The sequence below is a fragment of the Aquimarina sp. MMG016 genome, assembly GCF_018100805.1.
Taxonomy (GTDB): domain Bacteria; phylum Bacteroidota; class Bacteroidia; order Flavobacteriales; family Flavobacteriaceae; genus Aquimarina.
Genome location: NZ_JAGJEA010000007.1, coordinates 56,833 through 75,003 on the forward strand (window position 1 = coordinate 56,833; position 18,171 = coordinate 75,003).

General features: G+C 31.2%; 16 protein-coding genes and 2 tRNA genes. 7 read left to right on the forward strand and 11 right to left on the reverse strand.

Translation table 11 applies throughout. The features are described from left to right. Positions 1 to 114 precede the first annotated feature (114 nt). The 5 genes from tssD (J8M14_RS14500) to J8M14_RS14520 form a co-directional block, all read right to left on the reverse strand. Positions 115 to 516 carry a type VI secretion system tube protein TssD gene (gene tssD / locus J8M14_RS14500; protein ID WP_211075531.1) on the reverse strand — a complete coding sequence of 134 codons (402 nt, stop codon included), beginning with the start codon at positions 514 to 516 and terminating at the stop codon, positions 115 to 117. 175 nt (positions 517 to 691) lie between these two features. Then, positions 692 to 1,078 (reverse strand): type VI secretion system tube protein TssD, encoded by a 387-nt coding sequence (tssD, locus tag J8M14_RS14505; RefSeq protein WP_211075532.1) that lies wholly within the window; start codon positions 1,076 to 1,078, stop codon positions 692 to 694. 256 nt (positions 1,079 to 1,334) lie between these two features. Next, complete coding sequence (locus J8M14_RS14510) at positions 1,335 to 2,204, reverse strand: TssN family type VI secretion system protein (protein WP_211075533.1); 870 nt, start codon at positions 2,202 to 2,204, stop codon at positions 1,335 to 1,337. After that, a complete protein-coding gene (locus tag J8M14_RS14515) occupies positions 2,201 to 3,127 on the reverse strand; it encodes a hypothetical protein (protein ID WP_211075534.1) in 927 nt (308 codons plus the stop codon). Before J8M14_RS14515 ends, J8M14_RS14510 begins: the two co-directional genes overlap by 4 nt. A 24-nt stretch (positions 3,128 to 3,151) precedes the next feature. Continuing rightward, positions 3,152 to 3,784 carry a C40 family peptidase gene (locus J8M14_RS14520; RefSeq protein WP_211075535.1) on the reverse strand — a complete coding sequence of 211 codons (633 nt, stop codon included), beginning with the start codon at positions 3,782 to 3,784 and terminating at the stop codon, positions 3,152 to 3,154. Positions 3,785 to 3,982: 198 nt separating this feature from the next. Here J8M14_RS14520 and J8M14_RS14525 point away from each other — a divergent pair, with 198 nt between their 5' ends. The 5 genes from J8M14_RS14525 to tssO are packed head-to-tail and all read left to right on the forward strand — an operon-like array spanning position 3,983 to position 8,993. Beyond that, a complete protein-coding gene (locus J8M14_RS14525) occupies positions 3,983 to 4,414 on the forward strand; it encodes a GPW/gp25 family protein (RefSeq protein ID WP_211075536.1) in 432 nt (143 codons plus the stop codon). A 9-nt stretch (positions 4,415 to 4,423) separates the two neighbouring features. Then, a complete protein-coding gene (locus J8M14_RS14530) occupies positions 4,424 to 6,259 on the forward strand; it encodes a type VI secretion system baseplate subunit TssF (RefSeq protein ID WP_211075537.1) in 1,836 nt (611 codons plus the stop codon). 31 nt (positions 6,260 to 6,290) lie between these two features. Then, a complete protein-coding gene (locus J8M14_RS14535; protein WP_211075538.1) occupies positions 6,291 to 7,277 on the forward strand; it encodes a PKD domain-containing protein in 987 nt (328 codons plus the stop codon). Positions 7,278 to 7,302: 25 nt separating this feature from the next. Continuing rightward, positions 7,303 to 8,460: a hypothetical protein gene (locus tag J8M14_RS14540; protein WP_211075539.1), complete on the forward strand. Its 1,158-nt coding sequence runs from the start codon at positions 7,303 to 7,305 to the stop codon at positions 8,458 to 8,460. Between the two features lie 29 nt (positions 8,461 to 8,489). Beyond that, positions 8,490 to 8,993, forward strand: a complete 504-nt coding sequence (gene tssO, locus J8M14_RS14545; protein WP_211075540.1) for a type VI secretion system TssO — start codon at positions 8,490 to 8,492, stop codon at positions 8,991 to 8,993. Between the two features lie 79 nt (positions 8,994 to 9,072). Here the strand turns inward: tssO and J8M14_RS14550 are convergent, their stop codons facing one another. Next, a complete protein-coding gene (locus J8M14_RS14550) occupies positions 9,073 to 10,875 on the reverse strand; it encodes a PDZ domain-containing protein (RefSeq protein ID WP_211075541.1) in 1,803 nt (600 codons plus the stop codon). A 587-nt stretch (positions 10,876 to 11,462) separates the two neighbouring features. Next, positions 11,463 to 11,547: transfer RNA gene (locus J8M14_RS14555), tRNA-Ser, on the reverse strand. Between the two features lie 171 nt (positions 11,548 to 11,718). On the opposite strand from J8M14_RS14555, the gene J8M14_RS14560 reads away from it, so the two are divergent. Further along, positions 11,719 to 12,792 (forward strand): M28 family metallopeptidase, encoded by a 1,074-nt coding sequence (locus tag J8M14_RS14560; protein WP_211075542.1) that lies wholly within the window; start codon positions 11,719 to 11,721, stop codon positions 12,790 to 12,792. 65 nt (positions 12,793 to 12,857) lie between these two features. On the opposite strand, the gene J8M14_RS14565 is transcribed toward J8M14_RS14560, so the two are convergent. The 4 genes from J8M14_RS14565 to J8M14_RS14580 all read right to left on the reverse strand — a co-directional run bounded on the left by J8M14_RS14565 (position 12,858) and on the right by J8M14_RS14580 (position 17,234). Continuing rightward, a tRNA-His gene (locus J8M14_RS14565) sits at positions 12,858 to 12,933 on the reverse strand. Between the two features lie 58 nt (positions 12,934 to 12,991). Further along, on the reverse strand, positions 12,992 to 13,708 hold the full coding sequence (bshB1, locus tag J8M14_RS14570) for a bacillithiol biosynthesis deacetylase BshB1 (RefSeq protein ID WP_211075543.1): 717 nt from the start codon (positions 13,706 to 13,708) through the stop codon (positions 12,992 to 12,994). 4 nt (positions 13,709 to 13,712) lie between these two features. Next, the gene (locus J8M14_RS14575) at positions 13,713 to 14,882 is read right to left on the reverse strand and encodes a PLP-dependent aspartate aminotransferase family protein (RefSeq protein WP_211075544.1); all 1,170 of its coding nucleotides are present in this window, start codon (positions 14,880 to 14,882) and stop codon (positions 13,713 to 13,715) included. Positions 14,883 to 14,999: 117 nt separating this feature from the next. After that, positions 15,000 to 17,234 (reverse strand): response regulator, encoded by a 2,235-nt coding sequence (locus J8M14_RS14580; protein WP_211075545.1) that lies wholly within the window; start codon positions 17,232 to 17,234, stop codon positions 15,000 to 15,002. 275 nt (positions 17,235 to 17,509) lie between these two features. On the opposite strand from J8M14_RS14580, the gene J8M14_RS14585 reads away from it, so the two are divergent. Next, positions 17,510 to 18,148: a peroxiredoxin gene (locus tag J8M14_RS14585; RefSeq protein ID WP_211075546.1), complete on the forward strand. Its 639-nt coding sequence runs from the start codon at positions 17,510 to 17,512 to the stop codon at positions 18,146 to 18,148. Positions 18,149 to 18,171: the final 23 nt, after the last annotated feature.

Below are 18,171 nucleotides of genomic sequence, written 5' to 3' on the forward strand. Positions count from 1 at the left end.
CAGCTTTAATTAAAATTATGAATACAATAAATCATAAAATAAATCCAACAATGTCATAGGTAAAGCTTCTTTTAAGTAAAGAAGCTTTAGTTTTTTGTTATCTTAAAAGTTGTGCTAAGCACTTACTTTAGATGGCCAATTATTTTTGAAAGTAGTGCCTTTGATTTTAATTTCTTTTGCAGATAATACTAAATGTATTTGTAAAGGTTGTGCACTTTCTGCATTAAAATGTTCGGTGTACTCAATGCAATATGCATCTGTGAATTCTACATTTTTTAAACTAGATATATTGTCTCTTCGAAAAAAGGTGATTTTTCCTTTCTTGGTAATTGTTGGAGAGATCATCCATTCTAAGTAATCTGTCTTTGCTGTAGACTCGATAAGTAATGTGATTTGCCCACCTGTTGGTGTTGCGCAAGGACGTCCTGTGTAATCTGTATCTTGTCTGAAAGAGAAAGAACAATCTAATATGTTAGAAGTTTCTCCATCAAGCTCTAATGTTGCTAAAAAAGACATAGCTATATGTTTTTATAATTATGTTTTACTGATTTGACCAAAAATACATATTGTCAATTTTTGTATTCACAAACTTTACTATTGATCAATCAACTTATTGTATAGATTAAAAAAGGGAGTGAAAAACACTCCCTTTTTTTATGAAATCTGTAAAGATAAGAATGTTTTTACTGTCTTATACCCACTCATTAACGTGAGAAGCGGTACCAATACCAATTTCTCTTGCAGAAAATGTAACTGTTTCCGTCATAGGATTCTTTCCTGTAGAATCAAAATTTTCAACATACTTAACCAAATAAGCATTTTTGAAAGAAAGAGACTTAGATGTAGCTTCTGTGTCTCTCTTCATAAAAATAACTTCTCCATCTGTCATTTGAAAATTGTTGAAAGCTAAATCAGATAATATAGTTTCTGATGTTGATTCCACTGTTACTGTAAGTTTACCTCCACGAGTGATTGAAGATGGACGACCAGTAGCGTCAGTTTCTTGATGTAGACCATAGCTACTACTTAATACATTAAACTCAGATCCTCCAACTTTTAATTTTGCTTTAAAAGACATAATAATAAAATTTAAAAATTAATAATAATTATATAATAATAAACGTGACTTGCACGATGTAAATATAAATAAAAAATTGGAAATTAAAAGGTTGAGTGAATTTTTAAAATATTAGAAAAGTATTTTTGAAAGAAAAATATTACAATAAATAACTTATTTGTTTTCAATCAAGTGATGTTTGACTAAAAAAAATAAGATTTTAACGAAAATGTTAAAATCTTATTTTTTATTTTTTTTATGGGAAATTACACCAAAACTAAGCTCTTTTGCATATAATTACATCATCTTCTTTTATGTTATTACCTTCTACAGTTCGGGTAAAATCAATATGGTTTTGTGCTTTAAACCATTTTGGTTTAGTGTAGAAAACCCATCCATAGGGATTATTTTTATCATCAAGGAATTTTATTTCTCCTTCTGGATGTCTATCATTATAATCATTAATAAAGAAGTAGAATAATTTACCAAATTCCATTTTTTCAGGAGCTTTAAGCCTAAAGTTACTTAACTCTTCATGATTTTCACCTTTGTTAAACTCAAATGAAATTACCAATGGGTTTGTAAGCTCTTCCGCTTTTGGATCTTTCATTTTCTTGTCAATAGGGTAGAACCATTTCTTATATATTGGCATAGGGACAGAAATAGCATATTCATAAAGTTTTACCACCATAAATGGTGTAATAAAGAATATTGCAGATGCTAAGAAAATATACTTATATTCTGGTTTGTATAGTTCTACTACCATTATAAAGGCGAACAGCCCAAGTAAGGTAGTGACTATAGTATATAGGAATTCTGACCAAAAATCGGTAATGCTTTCTGATAAATCAGGGAAAAATTTTCTTAGTGCAAATACGTGCAAACATCCTAAAAGTAAGAATATAACCTGAAACCCAATAAAGCTATTAAGAGGGATGTCATTAAGTACTTTTTCATTACTTAATAACGCGGTAGCCGCAAAAAGTAGTAAAGTAACTAATATGTATAAAAAGAATTTCTTTTTGTTTTTGGTAAATAGTTTTTTTAAACCAGCAACAAAACCCATTAGTAATGCGCTAATAGCTATCATTACTATACCTAATTTTAAAGAATCCATGCTCACCGCAGAAAGTAAAATTAAATTCATATTATAGTTGTTAGACCCATTCTAGGACTGCTCACTTCATTTAACACAAAAGTACGCTCTTTGTCTGAATATGCCACATTAATTTCTGTTTCTATTTCCATAGGGACAAAAAAGTCACAAAAGATACTAATAAATTTTTTAGTAACTCCTCCTTCAACATACTTATCTATGTTTTCTTTTGTAACAGGGCCTATGATGATCTCAATACCGGGGTAATATATATTTGTTTCCCTAAGGTCTAAAACAAGATCAACACCTAATAATTGTTGTAAATCATTATCCTGTTTTTTGATGTCTTTTAAGTGTTTTTTTGTTTCTTTAATAGTAACTTTTTCCCCAATTATTTTCTCAAGACTTAAGGCAGTTAATTCCATATCGCCAGAAATTCTATGCGTATATGGTAATAGTTGCATTAATCTTATGCTATATTCATTAGGAATATCTTTCTGTAAATCCCAGAATTCTAATAAAAAGTTGTTTTTAAAATCTGAAAACTTGTTTATTAGGTTTCTTTCGTTTTGTTCAATATTAACCTTTTGGGTAAAAAACTCATTCTCTATTGGAGTAAAAAAATTACGAGCATCTTTTTCTTCTGTTTTATGCTTTTGTCGTAATTCTTTATACGTTATACTGCTTTTGGATTTTACAGGAGCATGAAACAATCCTTCTGGTAATGTATCATAAATCCCATTTCTTGCTAAGCTAAATTGAAGTTTATCTGTTTTGCTAGAGTGTGTGTCTAGTTTAAAATTAATTACATCTCTGCGGTATGAACGAGAAAAAGTACTTTGATTAAGAATGTCAATATCTGTGAGATCCAGATCTGAATTTTCTATAATCTCCGTAACAAAAACTTCTGCTTTAAGATTCTGATACGTATCAATTAGCTCATCGTATATTTTCTGTACCTCTTTGTTTTTCATTCGTTGCAGAAAGGTAAAGAATAATTATTGATTAGTCAGATTACTTAACGCTTCAGTAATACCAGGTTTTCTCCCAGCAGCTACAAACATTTTTTGCCAATGACGTTTTTTGAGATTACTTATCTGTACTCCATTTTTACCAGAAGTTCCTTTTCTAGCAGTAGAATGTACAAATTTATCATTACCAAGATAAACACCTACGTGAGTGATCTTAAAATGCTCATTACCTTTTTCATTAAAAAACAAAAGGTCACCTAACTTTAAAAATTCTTGACCAATAAATTTATCCGTATCTGGTGCATCATATTGTTTTTCTGCTGTTCTTTCTATAAGTTGATCAAAAACATCATGATAAAGATATTGAGAGAAAAAAGAACAGTCTATACCTTCTTTTGTTTCGCCTCCCATTCTATAAGGAGTGTCCATCCATTTATCAATGAACTCATATAAAGATACGGGTTGAATTTCTTTTGGAGAAACACTTAGTATGGTACCATATTTCTTCTGAATAGGTAAAATGGCGTTTTTCTGTGCTTGTGCAATAGAATCTCTTCTTGCTTGTGCTAATGCTTCTTGTTCTGCTTTTTTAGAGCCACCACAGCTCATAATCCCAATAAAAGCAATAAATAGAACAAAAGTTTTTAATATTGTATTCATTTGTGATAATAAATTTGAACAAAGATAAAAAACTTAGGGAGAAATCAATAGTTCAATTCAATGATAACATATAATTATTATAATAAAAATTATATATTCAATTTATCCCATAGTTTATTTAAGAAAGCTACTTTTTTAAATAAAATCTTTATTAAATTGCAATTTTCTTTGAGATCATCATTCTGAAAAATACGTTTAATGAATATATCATATTATAAACTTCCTTTAGAAACATCTAAAATCACGAGTAACAAAGAGTTAGACAAGTGTAGTATTATGCAATCTATAGTCGGCTTTATTCATCTTATTACTACGTCTTATTTTGGAGAATGTACATTTGATGAATCTTTCGGATGTTCTATTTGGAATGTGGATTTTGATAATCTTACCAGTACTAATAAGCTTAGAAATACGATAAGTGAATCGTTGGTGGAAAGCATTATTTATCAGGAAAAAAGATTAAAAAAAGTGAATGTGGAAGTTATGATAGAACAGGAGGAGTTTCAAAATAGAGGGAAATTAAATAGAATTAAAAAACGTGTGGATATAAAAGTGGTGGGTGTAGTAAGCCAAACTAATGAACCTTTTTCTTGTGTAGAAAGGTTTTATATAGCCCCACTTTCATTTTAAAAATATTTTATGAGTTCTGAAACTAAGATACAGATCAAAAATAGAATGATTAAAAAAGCTGCTTCTATTTGGGGAGTCCCTCCAAATGAGATAGAAAGTTCTTTTGATCCTGTAGTATCTCTACTGATTGGAGCGTGTGCTTCTGAGATAGAAAAAATTTCCGGAGAAATTAATAGTTCTCAAACTAGAGTAACGGAGCGACTTATTCAATTAATGACACCCGAGACTCTTTATGGAGCGAGACCTGCACATGCAATAGTGTATACAGAACCTGTGGAGAAAAGAATTACTATTACTCCTAACCATCTTTTATATCACAAAAAGAAAACGAGAACTCAAAACGCCGGGCAGGAATTGAAAAACATCTATTTTTCACCTGTTCAGGAAGGGGTTTTGGTTGATGCTGCGGTAACACATATGATATGTGGCAACCAATTATATGAGTTAGAAGGAAAAAGAAAGACTAGTAGTGTAATATCACAAAAAAATGGGTCATTAGCACCCGCTTCAGTTCTTTATTTAGGTATAAAAACTGAAGAAGATAATGTCAAATTAAATGATGCGTCTTTTTATTTTGAACTTCTGGATGTGCAAGAAAATGAATTGTTTTATCATCATTTAAAAAATGCAGAGTTTTATTTTGAAGATAAACCAATTGATATGTTGTCAGGGTATTTTAATAGTAATACTTCTGACAGAATACATTTGGAATCAATATTTGATTATAAGCCTAATAAAACTAGAAATATTGAAGATCAGGTTAAAAAGTTTTATAAAAAGCATTTTATTTCCGTTAAATCAAAGATTTCCCTAAAAACTAAGGCTAAAATTCCAGAAGATTTTTCTAAATTTATAGATATAGATCAACACGAAGAGTTAAAAGAACTTAATTGGATTAAAATAGAGTTCCCAAGGATTATTGATAATTCAATTTTGGATAGTGTTTATGCAACTTTTAATGCTTTTCCGGTCTTGAATAGAAAGTGGGAGAGTATTTCGTATCAGTTAAAAGACTATATAGATATTGTACCTGTTAGTACACAAGAACTTTTTCTTGATGTAAAGAAGATTTCAAGTACCTCAGGTAAGGTTTATAAATTGAGAGAAAATGACTCTTCTCAGGATCATAAAGGTACATTTGTTGTTCGAAGGGATAATATTAGTAAGCTAGATTCTAGAAAGGCTAGAGAATATTTGGTTCATTTGGTAGAATTGTTAAAAGACGAAAGTGCTTCTTTTTCCTTTTTTGGAAATGATTTTCTTCAATCAAATATTAATGAATTGAATCAAAATATTTCTCTTCTTGAAAAGAAGATTTCTGATATCAATAAAGCATCTGCAGATACTAATTATATATCGGTTAAGCCTTTTAAGAAAAGAGATACGTTACTTGTAGAATATTGGATAACTAATGGAGTAGAGGCTAATCAGATAAAACCGGGTAATACATTAAGTGTTTATCAGGGTAGTGATTTAAAACAAAAAGGAAGTGTGTTTTTGACGACTACCTTACAAGGTAAGAACAATCTGAGTATGGATGAAAGATTATATGCTTATCGCAGAGCATTATTGTCCAGAAACAGGATTGTAACTAGAGAGGATGTTAAAGCACTATGTTATGAGCTATGTAGTGATAGGGTAGAAGATATAAAAGTTAGAAAAGGTTTTAAAACAGATATTGAGGTTAACAAGGGGTTGGTTCCCTGTATTGAGGTGGTTATATACCCAAATAAAAAAGTAAAAACTTTGGATGAAGAATGGGAGGCTTTAAAAAGTAATATTTTATCTATTTTAGAGCAGCAATCTATAAATGTTTTTCCATATACTGTTAGAGTAATAAATTAATAGTAATTTAGATTTAGAAAATAGTTACGAGATGAAAGGATCAGACAACATGAAGAATTATCATATAGACAGAAGTGTAGTTCTGTTTTTTGTGATAACATTATTAATTTCGGCAACAGTGTTTGGGTTTAGATATGCCAATTACACGCCTTGTGAGATTATTGAATTTGATATTAATGCTAGAAATTATAGAGTAGGAGAGATTATTCGTTTTAAAGACAATACAAAAGGAGCAATAACCAGAGAGTGGCATTTTGGTGATAGTTCAAAAGCGGATGCTAGAGTTGCACCGTTTCATACCTATGAAAAACCAGGGGAATATGAAGTGAACTTGGTAATTAATGGGAAATGTAATAGCACAAGAATTGTTACTATTAAAGAAAAGGTATTTATTCTGGATTCTACCAAATTAGCAAAATTTGATGTCCCAAAATCTGTTAAAGTAGGTGAAGTACTTAAATTAAAAGATAAAACATTAAACGCAAGATCTTGGGAATGGAGGTTTGGTGAAACTGCAGAAATAAATTCTAAGAAGAAAAACCCTGTATATATTTATAATGAACCAGGCTTGAAGACTATTACATTGGTTGTTAATGGTGATGTGCGTTACAAAACACAGAAGAAAATAACTGTTCTTGCTAAAGAGAAGAAAAAAGAAAAAGTAGTAAGGCCTATTATCAGACCAAAAGAATCAAAATCTGGATTGAAACTTAAACCTTCTATTGGTGTTGAAGAAAATAAACCAAAAGAATTCAAAGCACCATTTATAAGTAAAAAAGCGTTTGAAGCTAAACTTTTAGAGGTGTATAAAAAAACAGCTACGGCTAATGACTTTAGTCCTTATCTGTGTGGTAATCTTGATCTGTCTGTTTTGGCAAATAAAAAACGCACTACATTTTTAGAACTTTGTGAAAGAATTAAAAGAAAAGGAGCGAAGGTAAAAGAGCTGGAAATAGTAAGAGCGGAGAATAATTGTATAAAGAATATAGTGATAAGATATTCTAAGTTAAAATTATAAGAGGTTATAAATAAGAAAGAATAATATGAGTTCTAATAATAAGAGTCATTATAGTGTGAATTGGATTGATGGGATGAAGATCAATAAAAATCATTTTATTGAATCTGAGAATGCCCTTGTTAATGTGTCCCAGCTGATTGCTTCTAAAGATATTAATTCGGTTAATTATGGTTTGTTACCCAATACCGAATCAGAAGAGGCGGTAGATATGGTATTTTCTATAGATGGTCAGGACACGATAAAAGTTCAACTTAATAGGTGTAAAGCAGTCACTCCTGGTGGAAGTATCATTAATATAACACCTGAAGTTTCCTCCTTTTTGGAGCAAAAAGGGAATATTATTAAAACCGAATATAAGCCTAATGAAGATGATGATGAGTGTTATATAGTCCTTACTGTTAATCCTTATGAGAGAGTTCCTATAGGTGATGCCGATCCTGATGAAGAGCCTCCTAGACATCCTAATGTATTACCTGAGTATGGTTTAGCTGTCTTAACGGCTGCCGAAGCTAATGAAAATGAATTTGGGAAACATCACATTACTGTAGGTAAAATTATATTTAATGAAGGAGTTCCAGCTTTAGCAGAAGATTTTATTCCTCCGTGTTCATCAATACAGAGTCATCAGGATTTAAAATATATTTATACGGAGATTCATACTTTTTTTAGTGCAATAGAAAAGTATTCAATGAATATTATTCAGAAAATATATCAGAAGAAGCAAACTAATGAGTTAGCTACTATGGTTCTGACTTTAGCCCAGAATACTCTTCAGCATTTGGGTGGTATGTTGCCTGATTATAGATTGTATGACCGTCATCAACCTCCGATAATTATGATAACCAAGCTAATGGCTTTAGCTAGGGTTATGAAAAATAGTATGGATATTTATGTGGGTACTGGAAAAGAAGAACTGTTAAATTATCTATCCGATTGGTGTGATCTTAATCAAGGCGCATTTGAAAATGTATTGGTTGAGATGATAGAAATAGAATATCAGCATACCGATATTAATAAATCATTACACCATGTTTCTGGTTTTACTAAATTAATGCTTTCTCTTTTTAAGAAATTAAATGAGTTAGATTATATTGGTAAGAAATCAGATTCTAATATATTTGTCAAAGAAGAAGTAATCGCAAAACAAGATGTCAAAAATAGACGAAGTTTCTTGTTAGACTAATTATTATACACACAAACTAAATTATATTTATGAAGCCAAAGAATAGTAAAGAAAGAAGGAATAGTATATTGAAATTTTCCTTATTGTTTCTTTTTACTACAGCATTAATCGTTACAGCATTTTATTTTGATTTTGACAGGGTACCTTTTAAGGAAAATGCCGTTTGGAGAGAACGCTCTGCTTTGATCGAAAAAGAAATGGAGTATCAGAAAAAGTTTTCTAAAGGTATGAAAGAGGTAAGATCTCTTATAGACTCTTTAGATGTTCCTGGTCAAAACTTACAATATTTAAATCAAGTGATTAGTTCTAAAATAGTTGATTTACAAAAAACAATTCCTAAGGAGGACTCCACGTATCGATATGATATGTATACTAATATTATAGATTCTTATGTTAATATTCATGACTTAAAAACTAAGTTAAGAGAGTTTGATGATGTGGATGAAAGAATAGAGGAGTATAAAGAAGAGCTTGAGAAAACAAGAAAAGAATTAAACGAAGCTAATCGCTATTTGGATGCAGTAAGACGTTAATTTCTTTTTTAAATTTTGATATATAAAAAAAGTGTATGAAATTATTTCATACACTTTTTTTATTGATTGTCTTTTGTTTTTATCTAGCTTTTAGCCATTCTTCTCGCTTTAATAGCGCTTTTTTATTGGGCTTTTCAAATTGGGTAACTTCTACTGAAGGATCTGCACCTAGTTTAACTATAGTTTTTAATTCTACCCCTAATCTTTCATATATAATGGTGGCTTTTTTACCAGGTTTATATTTTGCAATGGCTTGATTAAACTGGTTTTTATCAGAAAAAGATTGATTGTCTATAGCGACAATAATATCTCCTTTTTCTATACCTGCTTCGTAAGCTGGTGTTCCCTTTAAGACATATTTTGATACTTCAGCTCTACCATCTTCATTAAACTTAATATCTACTCCTAAATAAGCTTTTTTGGCATTGCTCTTTAAATTAATAGCTACAGATGAAAATAATTTTTTGAAATCCGGAATCTGACTATCAAAAATGTAATTTTCAAAGAAATCATCAGCAAAAGACTCTCCGGCATACTCTCTTAATGTAAAAAATAGATTTTCGATAGTGTATGGTATTTCATTTTTACCATATTTATTCCAAACCAATTTCATGTAGTCATCAAGATTTAGTTCGTCTTTATAATCTCTAAGAGAAAGATCTAATGCTAATCCTAGCATACTGCCGTAAGAATAATAAGAAACAAAAGTGTTTCTTCTGTTTACTGGATCAACCGATTTGGCGGCATCCACAAAGGGAGCCTGATAGCTCATTTCTATAGGGTTAAAATATTGTAGTGCTGGAGAATTCCAGACATAGTTATAGGTTCCGGTAAGTTTTTCTATGTATTCGTCTTGAGATATAATGCCTGCTCTACAAAGAATCAAATTTGTGTAATAACTTGTGAAACCTTCTGCAAACCATAATTCTCCAGACATATTTGCCTCTTCGAAATCAAAAGGTTCCAAAGAAATTGGGCGAATACGTTCAACATTCCAAGCATGAAAAAACTCGTGAGCAACAGTACCAATATTACCTTTCATTCCTCCTTCGTCTAGGCTTTTTGGAGAGGTAAGAACCGTAGAATTACGATGCTCCATGCCATCTCTTGAAACCTGTGGCATGTAACAAGCAAGGAAGGTGTATTCACCATAATCAAAATTTGGATAATCTCCAAACACAGCTTTTTCTTGTGCTACTATAGCTTTTATTTGTTCAAAATATTGATCAGTTTCTTCCTCTGTTCCTAAGTGTCTAATTGCTAAGCGAATAGTGTGTTCGGTGCCACGAGAATCTACTTTAAACTCTTTGATAGTGTGATCGCTGATTGCTACCGGACTATCCATAAAATACTGTAGATTTGGAGCTAAAAATTTATTTCCACCTAAAGGAATTAACTGTGTAGAAACTTTCCAATTTAGATCCTCCCTAGTAGTAAATGTTACTTGTACAGGACGTTCCTTTAATGTTGGGATGTACATGAACGTAGCAGGAATATTAAGAAGTGCGTGAGTTTCATCTATTTGTGCGTATGTTCCATCTCCTCGATTAGCAAATAGGGTATATGAAACGTTTAAAGTTCCGTCATGACCAGATACATCCCATTGATGGGGATTAGGTCTTGTAACAGTAACGTCTTTTCCTTTACTATCAGTAATCGTTACATTATATACATTTTTTGCAAATTCATGTAAAGCGTAGCGGCCAGGTGATGTTCTACTCATTCTTAATGAAATGGTACCACCGTCTAAATTAGTGAAAACTGCTTTTACTTCTGCTTCATGATGCACTGCATTCTGAAAAGAGATTTCATATTCATTTCTGACTTGGCTAAACCCAATATGAGTTAATAGGAGTAAAAAGATAATTTGTAATGATTTCATGTATATCTATTTTTATAAATCTATCGGCTATAATTTATTTATTATAGTTGAAATTCTTAAATAAGGAAAGTTCTTAGTATTTCTTTGGGGCATCACTAAGATCAAAATCAATGCCAAGATCTTAGAGAAGTCAAAAATACAACAAACTCTTAATAACGCAAATGTTGCGAGTAAAATTAATAGATAAATTATAGATCTAATAGGTTGTTGTGAGGCAGGTAAATATTAAAACTATAAATATCGAAGGTTTTTTTTTAGGCGAAAAGTTTATAGTTTGTTAGTTTAATATACTGTAAGTCATATGGTTGTAGTGTTGTCTTGAATAGGTTTATTTGTTTTCTTACTTTTTATATCAATACTAAAGTGTTTTTCAGATAGTGATCTTAATAATGGTTGGGGTAAAATGTAATTTAGGATACTATTTCCATTGGTGGAGACTTAATGAATTTCAATGGAATATGTGTAGCTTGTACTAAATAGATTGTTGTATTTTATTATAGCTTTTATATGGCCTAGGATTTTAAACTAAAAAAGCTTGAATCGGCACAAAATAAAAACCCGAAATTTTTATTTCGGGTTTCTTTTTGCGGAGAAAGAGGGATTCGAACCCCCGGAGGTGTGACCCTCGCCGGTTTTCAAGACCGGTGCATTCGACCACTCTGCCATTTCTCCAGTGTTTGGTCTCATCAGGTATTCCCTGAATGCGGGTGCAAATATAAAACCTTTTTTAATTCTAAAAAGAATTATTTTAAAATAATTTTGTAATATTTCAGCAAAGAAAAAAATCATTAAACCATGTTGGTCTAAATGAGTATATTGTAGAGCGTTTTTAATATTTAAAGTATGAAAAATTTTTTATTGATTTTTGGTTTTATAGCGGTTTATTCGTGTGGTGGTTCATATAAAACCTCAAGTTCTGATAAAAAATCTGAAGACAAAATTTCTGTATCAAAAGTGAAAATTAGCAAGTCTGATCTAACCAAGTATGGAAAAAGTATTACTTCTAAAGAATTGAAAGATTATTTATATGTTTTTGCTGGTGATGATTTTGAAGGTAGAGATACTGGAGAGCCAGGTCAGAAAAAAGCAGCAGAATACTTAAAAAAGCAATACAAAAAATTAGGTATCCCTTCTCCATTAGGTGATGATAATTATTTTCAAGAGATTCCGGAGAGTTATTTTAGAGGAGGGATTAAAGCTTCAGAAAATGTATTGGCGTATATTAAAGGAACAGAAAAACCAGAGGAAATTGTTGTTTTATCAGCTCATTATGACCACGTGGGTGTAGATGCAAAGGGTAATGTTTATAATGGTGCAGATGATGATGGTTCTGGAACGGTAAGCTTATTAGAAATAGCAGAAGCTTTTGTTAAAGCTAAGAAGGATGGAGTGGGGCCTAAGAGGTCGATTTTGTTTTTGCATGTTACTGGTGAGGAAAAAGGATTGTACGGATCTAGATTTTATACAGAAAACCCTATTTTTCCTTTAGAGAATACTGTAACGGATCTTAATATTGATATGATTGGTAGAATAGATGAGAAGCATGAAGGAGAAGAAATGAATAATTATGTATACCTAATTGGAAGTGATCGACTAAGTACAGAACTTCATGTCATAAGTGAGGAGGTCAATGCTAAATACACTAAATTAGATTTAGATTATACTTATAATGCAAAGAATGACCCTAATCGTTTTTATTTTAGAAGTGATCACTACAACTTTGCTAAGCATAATATTCCTATCATATTTTATTTTAACGGGGTTCATGAAGATTATCATCAGGTTACAGATACTCCTGATAAAATAGAATATGATTTAATGGCTAAAAGAGCACAATTAGTTTTTTATACCGCTTGGGAGATAGCTAATAAAGAGGATAGATTAATCGTTGATGGGGTGGAGGAAGACGGAGAGTAGTTTTAAAGAATGAAATGTATTGTATAAAAAAAAGACCTTGTATATCAAGGTCTTTTCTATTTTAAGGGTGGAAGACGGGATTCGAACCCGCGACCCTTGGTACCACAAACCAATGCTCTAACCAGCTGAGCTACAACCACCATTTAATTTCGGCTGCAAAAATAAGGTATTTATATGTTTCTACAAACATTTTTTTATATTAAATTAAATCAAAAATGGAATCCACTGCTACATAGCGTTCTACAGTATAGCCTTCAGCGTGTTCTACATTGATAATTCTTCCTAAATCTGCTGCACGATATTTAATACTATCCAGAAAATTTTTACTTGATATTGGAGTAGAAGGTTCTTGGTTGCTGGAGTCATAAAATTGTGAAGCGTATGCCATTACACTTTCTACCTTTTTTTCGATGAATCCGCTAATATCAATTACGACATCTGGTTCAATGTTTTTCCATTGTATATAGTGATAAACATATTTAGGTCTCCAGGCTTCTTGTGCTTTTCCATTGACAAAAGTTTCAATCTTTCTGAGTCCTGATAAAAAACAAGCATCGCTTGTCAATTTACTTCCCTTTCCATGATCTATATGGCGATCAGTAATGGCATTGCATAAAACTATTTCTGGTTTGTATTTTCTGATGATTTTAATGATCTCTAATTGATGCTTTTCATCGTTAACAAAGAAACCATCTTTGAATCCTAAATTTTCTCTAACTGAAACTCCAAGTATTTCTGCTGCTTTATTAGCTTCTTGATCTCTAATTTCAGGAGTCCCTCTGGTTCCTAGTTCACCTCTGGTAAGATCCAGAATTCCAACTTTTTTGCCTCTATGAACTTCTTTAGCAATAGTTCCGGAACAGCTCAACTCAACATCATCAGGATGAGCTCCTACGGCAAGAATATCCAATTTCATATTTTTAATGCTCTAATTGTAAAACTTTAATTTTTTCTAATGCTTGTCGGATATCGCTTTTTAGATCACTAGTTTCCTCAATCCCAACACTAAATCTAAGTAATCCATTTTTTATGCCTTGTAAATCTCTTTCTTCTTCGCTTAATAAAGCGTGAGAAGTAAGGGTGGGAGATAGGATAGTACTTTCTACTCCTGCCAAGCTCATAGAGCTTTTAATTAACTTTAATTCTTTTTGAAATTTACTGGCGTCTAGTCCTTTTTTTAGCTCAAAGGATAGCATTCCACCAAAACCTTTCATTTGTTTTTTAGCCAATTCGTGATCAGGATGTGATTTTAACCCCGGATAGTAAACGGCGGCAATATCATCGTTTTTATGAAGCCATTTTGCAAGTTTCATCGCATTCTTATTTTGCCGTTTTACTCTAATACCTAATGTTTTTATACTTCTTTCCAGCATCCAGACCGTAAAATCACTTAAGCTGCCTCCGAAGTTTTTAGCTACTTGAAAAATTCGTTTTATAAGTTCTTCTGAAGAAATAACTGCTCCAGCAAGTATATCACTATGACCGCCTAAATATTTTGTAGCAGAATGAATAACAATGTCAATTCCTAATTCGATTGGATTTTGATTAACAGGAGAAGCAAATGTATTATCAATCATAGTGATAATATTTTTCTGTTTAGCTAAATCGGCAATAGCTTTAATATCAGTTATTGTTAATAATGGATTCGAAGGGGTTTCTATGTAAATAATTTTAGTATTTGGTTTTATTTTTTGTTCAAAACCATCTACTGCCTGAGAATCAACATAAGAATATTCAATACCGTGTTTCTCGAATTCCTCATTAACCAAATTTGCCGTACCTCCATAAAGTGTTCTTTGTAATACGATATGATCTCCTTTTGCTAAAAAAGCAAAAAGAGCAGTACTAATTGCTGCCATACCGCTGCCAAAAATTAAGGATGCTTCTCCCTTTTCTAATGCAGCAATCTTTTTACATAATGCTTCTTGATTAGGAGTATTAAAATAGCGCGGATAGCGTTTGATATCAACGTTCTCGAACGCATAAGAAGTGGATAGATAAATAGGAGAAATAGCTCCTTTAAATTGTTTGTCGTCAATTTCTCCTACATGTGTACATATCGTATTGAAACCTATTTTCTTTGAATTCATAATTAGTAAGATGATCTATAATTAGACCTCTAAATTAAGGTATTCCAAAGAATTCGGCTTTAGTTTGCCGGGTTAAATGTTTCTTAGCTATTCTTATTTGTAGAAATTTTAACAGATCTAAATTAGTTTTACTCTGGCGATATTTCTCATTATAGTCTGAAAAAATTGTTGGGTATCATAAGGTTTTATGATAACGTCATTCATACCAACAGAAAGTGCTTGCTCTCTTATTTCACCTTCTTCTACAGCAGTTAGAGCAATGATTGGGATATGTATATTAAAAGTCCTAATTACTTTTGTGGCGTCTAGTCCATTCATTTCCGGCATATTAATATCCATTAAAACTAGATCGAAATTTCCTTTTTTTAGCATATCAATAGCGTCCGATCCATTGCTAGCAACGTCACAGGTGTATCCTTTTTTCTTAAGGATGTTCTGGGTCACAATCTGATTTATTCTATTGTCATCAACTATAAGAACATTAAAATTGGTGGTTCCTATGCTTATGTTTTCTCCTTTGTTTGAAGCTATTTCCTCATCCTTGATTGCTTTTTCGTAAGATAGATCGAAATAAAATTCTGAGCCAACACCCTCTTCACTTTTAATATATATCTCGCTATTATGTAAGTGTATTAGTTTCTTTACTATGGCCAAACCTAAACCTGTGCCTTCATATTCTAGGTTTTGATTTTTTACCTGGGCAAAATTATCAAAGATTGTTTTTTGTTTGGTTTTAGGGATTCCTATTCCATCATCTTTAATGATAAAACGTAACTTATATGTATTATCTAAATATTCCAGGCATTTCACTTTTATCCAAATGTTTCCATTATTGGTGAATTTAAGCGCATTACCAATTAAATTAATCAATATTTGAGACAATCGAACAGAATCTCCTATTAACGTAGTTTTTATTTGTTTGTCAATATTAATGTGTACGGTATTGTTGTTGTTTTTTTGTTTTGAGTGCAAAGAATTAACAATTCCTTCGATTAAGGATCTAATATCAAACGATACTTTTTCTAGCTTAACCTCTTTAGTCTCTATTTTACTAAGTTGTAATACGTCGTTAATTAGTGCTAACAAATAATCTCCTGAAAATTTTAGGGATTCCAGATACTCTGCCTTTTTCTTTTCTTCAGGGTTTTCCATTAAGAGGGAAGTAAGTCCTATTACGCCATATAAAGGAGTTCTAAGTTCGTGACTAACGGTAGATATGAATTGCGATTTTAAAGTAGATACCTGCTCTGCTGTTTCTTTTGCATTTACAAGTTCTTTATTCTTTTCAATAAGAACACTATTAAGATTTTTCTTTTGTATGTTATTTTTATAAGAACTTATCAAAAATGCTAAAGAAATTAATATAAGTACTACTCCAAGAATGATACTAATTTGCCACTTGATGAATTCTGAATCTCTTTCCGCTTTTTCTTCTTTGGCTTGTTTTATCTGTTCATCCTTAAGTTCTACATCAAATTTCACACTTGCTTTCTGTAGTACAATTTCTTTTTTTATCTCCTTGGCAATAAGTAAGTTTTTTATGTATTCTTCATTATCAACATAAGCTTCTTTGTATTTTTGTTGTTGATAATCAAGCTCGGACTTGGTTTTGTACGCTTTTGATAACTCCTCATGAAATGTGGATATCAACTCATTATCATTATTCTTGTTTGTTGTCTCTCTGGTTGCAAATTCTATAGCTTTTTTTAAAGATTCCGTGGCTTCTTGATATTGCTCGTTCCGAACATAGTATTTTCCTAATAACCTATTAAGTTTTGTTTTATGTAAACTGGTAGATTTATTAGTTATTAAATCTTCTGCCGGAGAGAGATTTTGGTATGCAGTTTCATAATCATTTATAGAAATATAGTATTCTCCAAGATTTAATAAAGGTTTTATCATTCTTGAAGTGTCTTTCAGTTTAATTGCAGACTTATAAGATTTGTCGTAGAATTCTAAACCTTTAACTCTATAATCATTACGTTTTATATATAAGTTGGCAATTTTATTATGAAGATCGGTCTCTAATTCTTTGCTTTTAGAGATCTGAGAATGTGTTAATGCTTTTAGATAATTATCTAATGCTTTACCATCATCTTCATTGATCTCATAAATTTTGGCAATTATATTAAAGATATATCCTTGGCTTCTACCATCATCATTAAATACAGCATTTTGTAATGCTACTTTTGCAATTTCTATAGACTCTTCGTATTTATATTGCTTTAATAAACTTTCTGCTTTTTCAATATATACTTGTATACTATCCGAAGAAAGCGAAGATTGTGCTTGTGTATTTGGGGCTAAATACACTAGAAATAAAATAGTTATGTAGTATAAAAGATTTCTCAATCTATGCTGTTTTTTAGACTAAATCCATGGACGAAAATACGAAAATAGATTTAACAAAATGTAAATCATCCTGTAAAAAGTGTAATTTATCCGTAATTATTGTAAGGTATTTTTCCTATTTGTAAGAATATTGATTAAAATGTAGGTGTTTGTGCAACATTAGAAAAAACTATTAGCGTATAAGTAATTAAAATTAATAAGGTCTATTAGTACAATCTGGAAATGTATATTTGCGCTGTTAAAAATAATAATGTTTAAATTTTAAAAAGAAAAAAATGGCATTTGTAGGTAAAAAATTCCCAAATCTTGATGTTGACGCAATGAACGATATGGGCGATACATTCAAGCTTAACGTTTTGGAAGAGGCTAAAAATAAAAATAAAAAAGTATTACTTTTCTGGTATCCAAAAGACTTTACTTTTGTTTGTCCGACAGAATTACATGCTTTTCAGGAAGCTTTAGCTGAATTCGAGAAGAGAAATACAATTGTTATAGGAGCTTCTTGTGATACTCCAGAAGTTCATTTTGCTTGGTTAAATACTTCTAAGGATAATGGAGGTATTGAAGGAGTAACATATCCAATTCTTGCGGATTCTAACCGTAACCTTTCTAACACATTAGGAATTCTTGATATTACTAATGAGACATATAATGAAGAAACAGGTGTTGTAACAGTTGAAGGTGATAACGTAACATACAGAGCGACATATTTGATTGATGAAGAAGGGACTGTTTTTCATGAAGGAATCAACCATATGCCAGTAGGAAGAAATGTAGCAGAATTTTTGAGATTAATAGATGCTTATGCTCACGTTCAGAAGAATGGTGAAGTTTGTCCGGCTAACTGGGAAGAAGGAAAAGAGGCTATGAATGCTAATAGAGAAGGAGTAGCATCTTATCTGGCATCTAACTAATATTCAAAATAATTTAAGTTTCT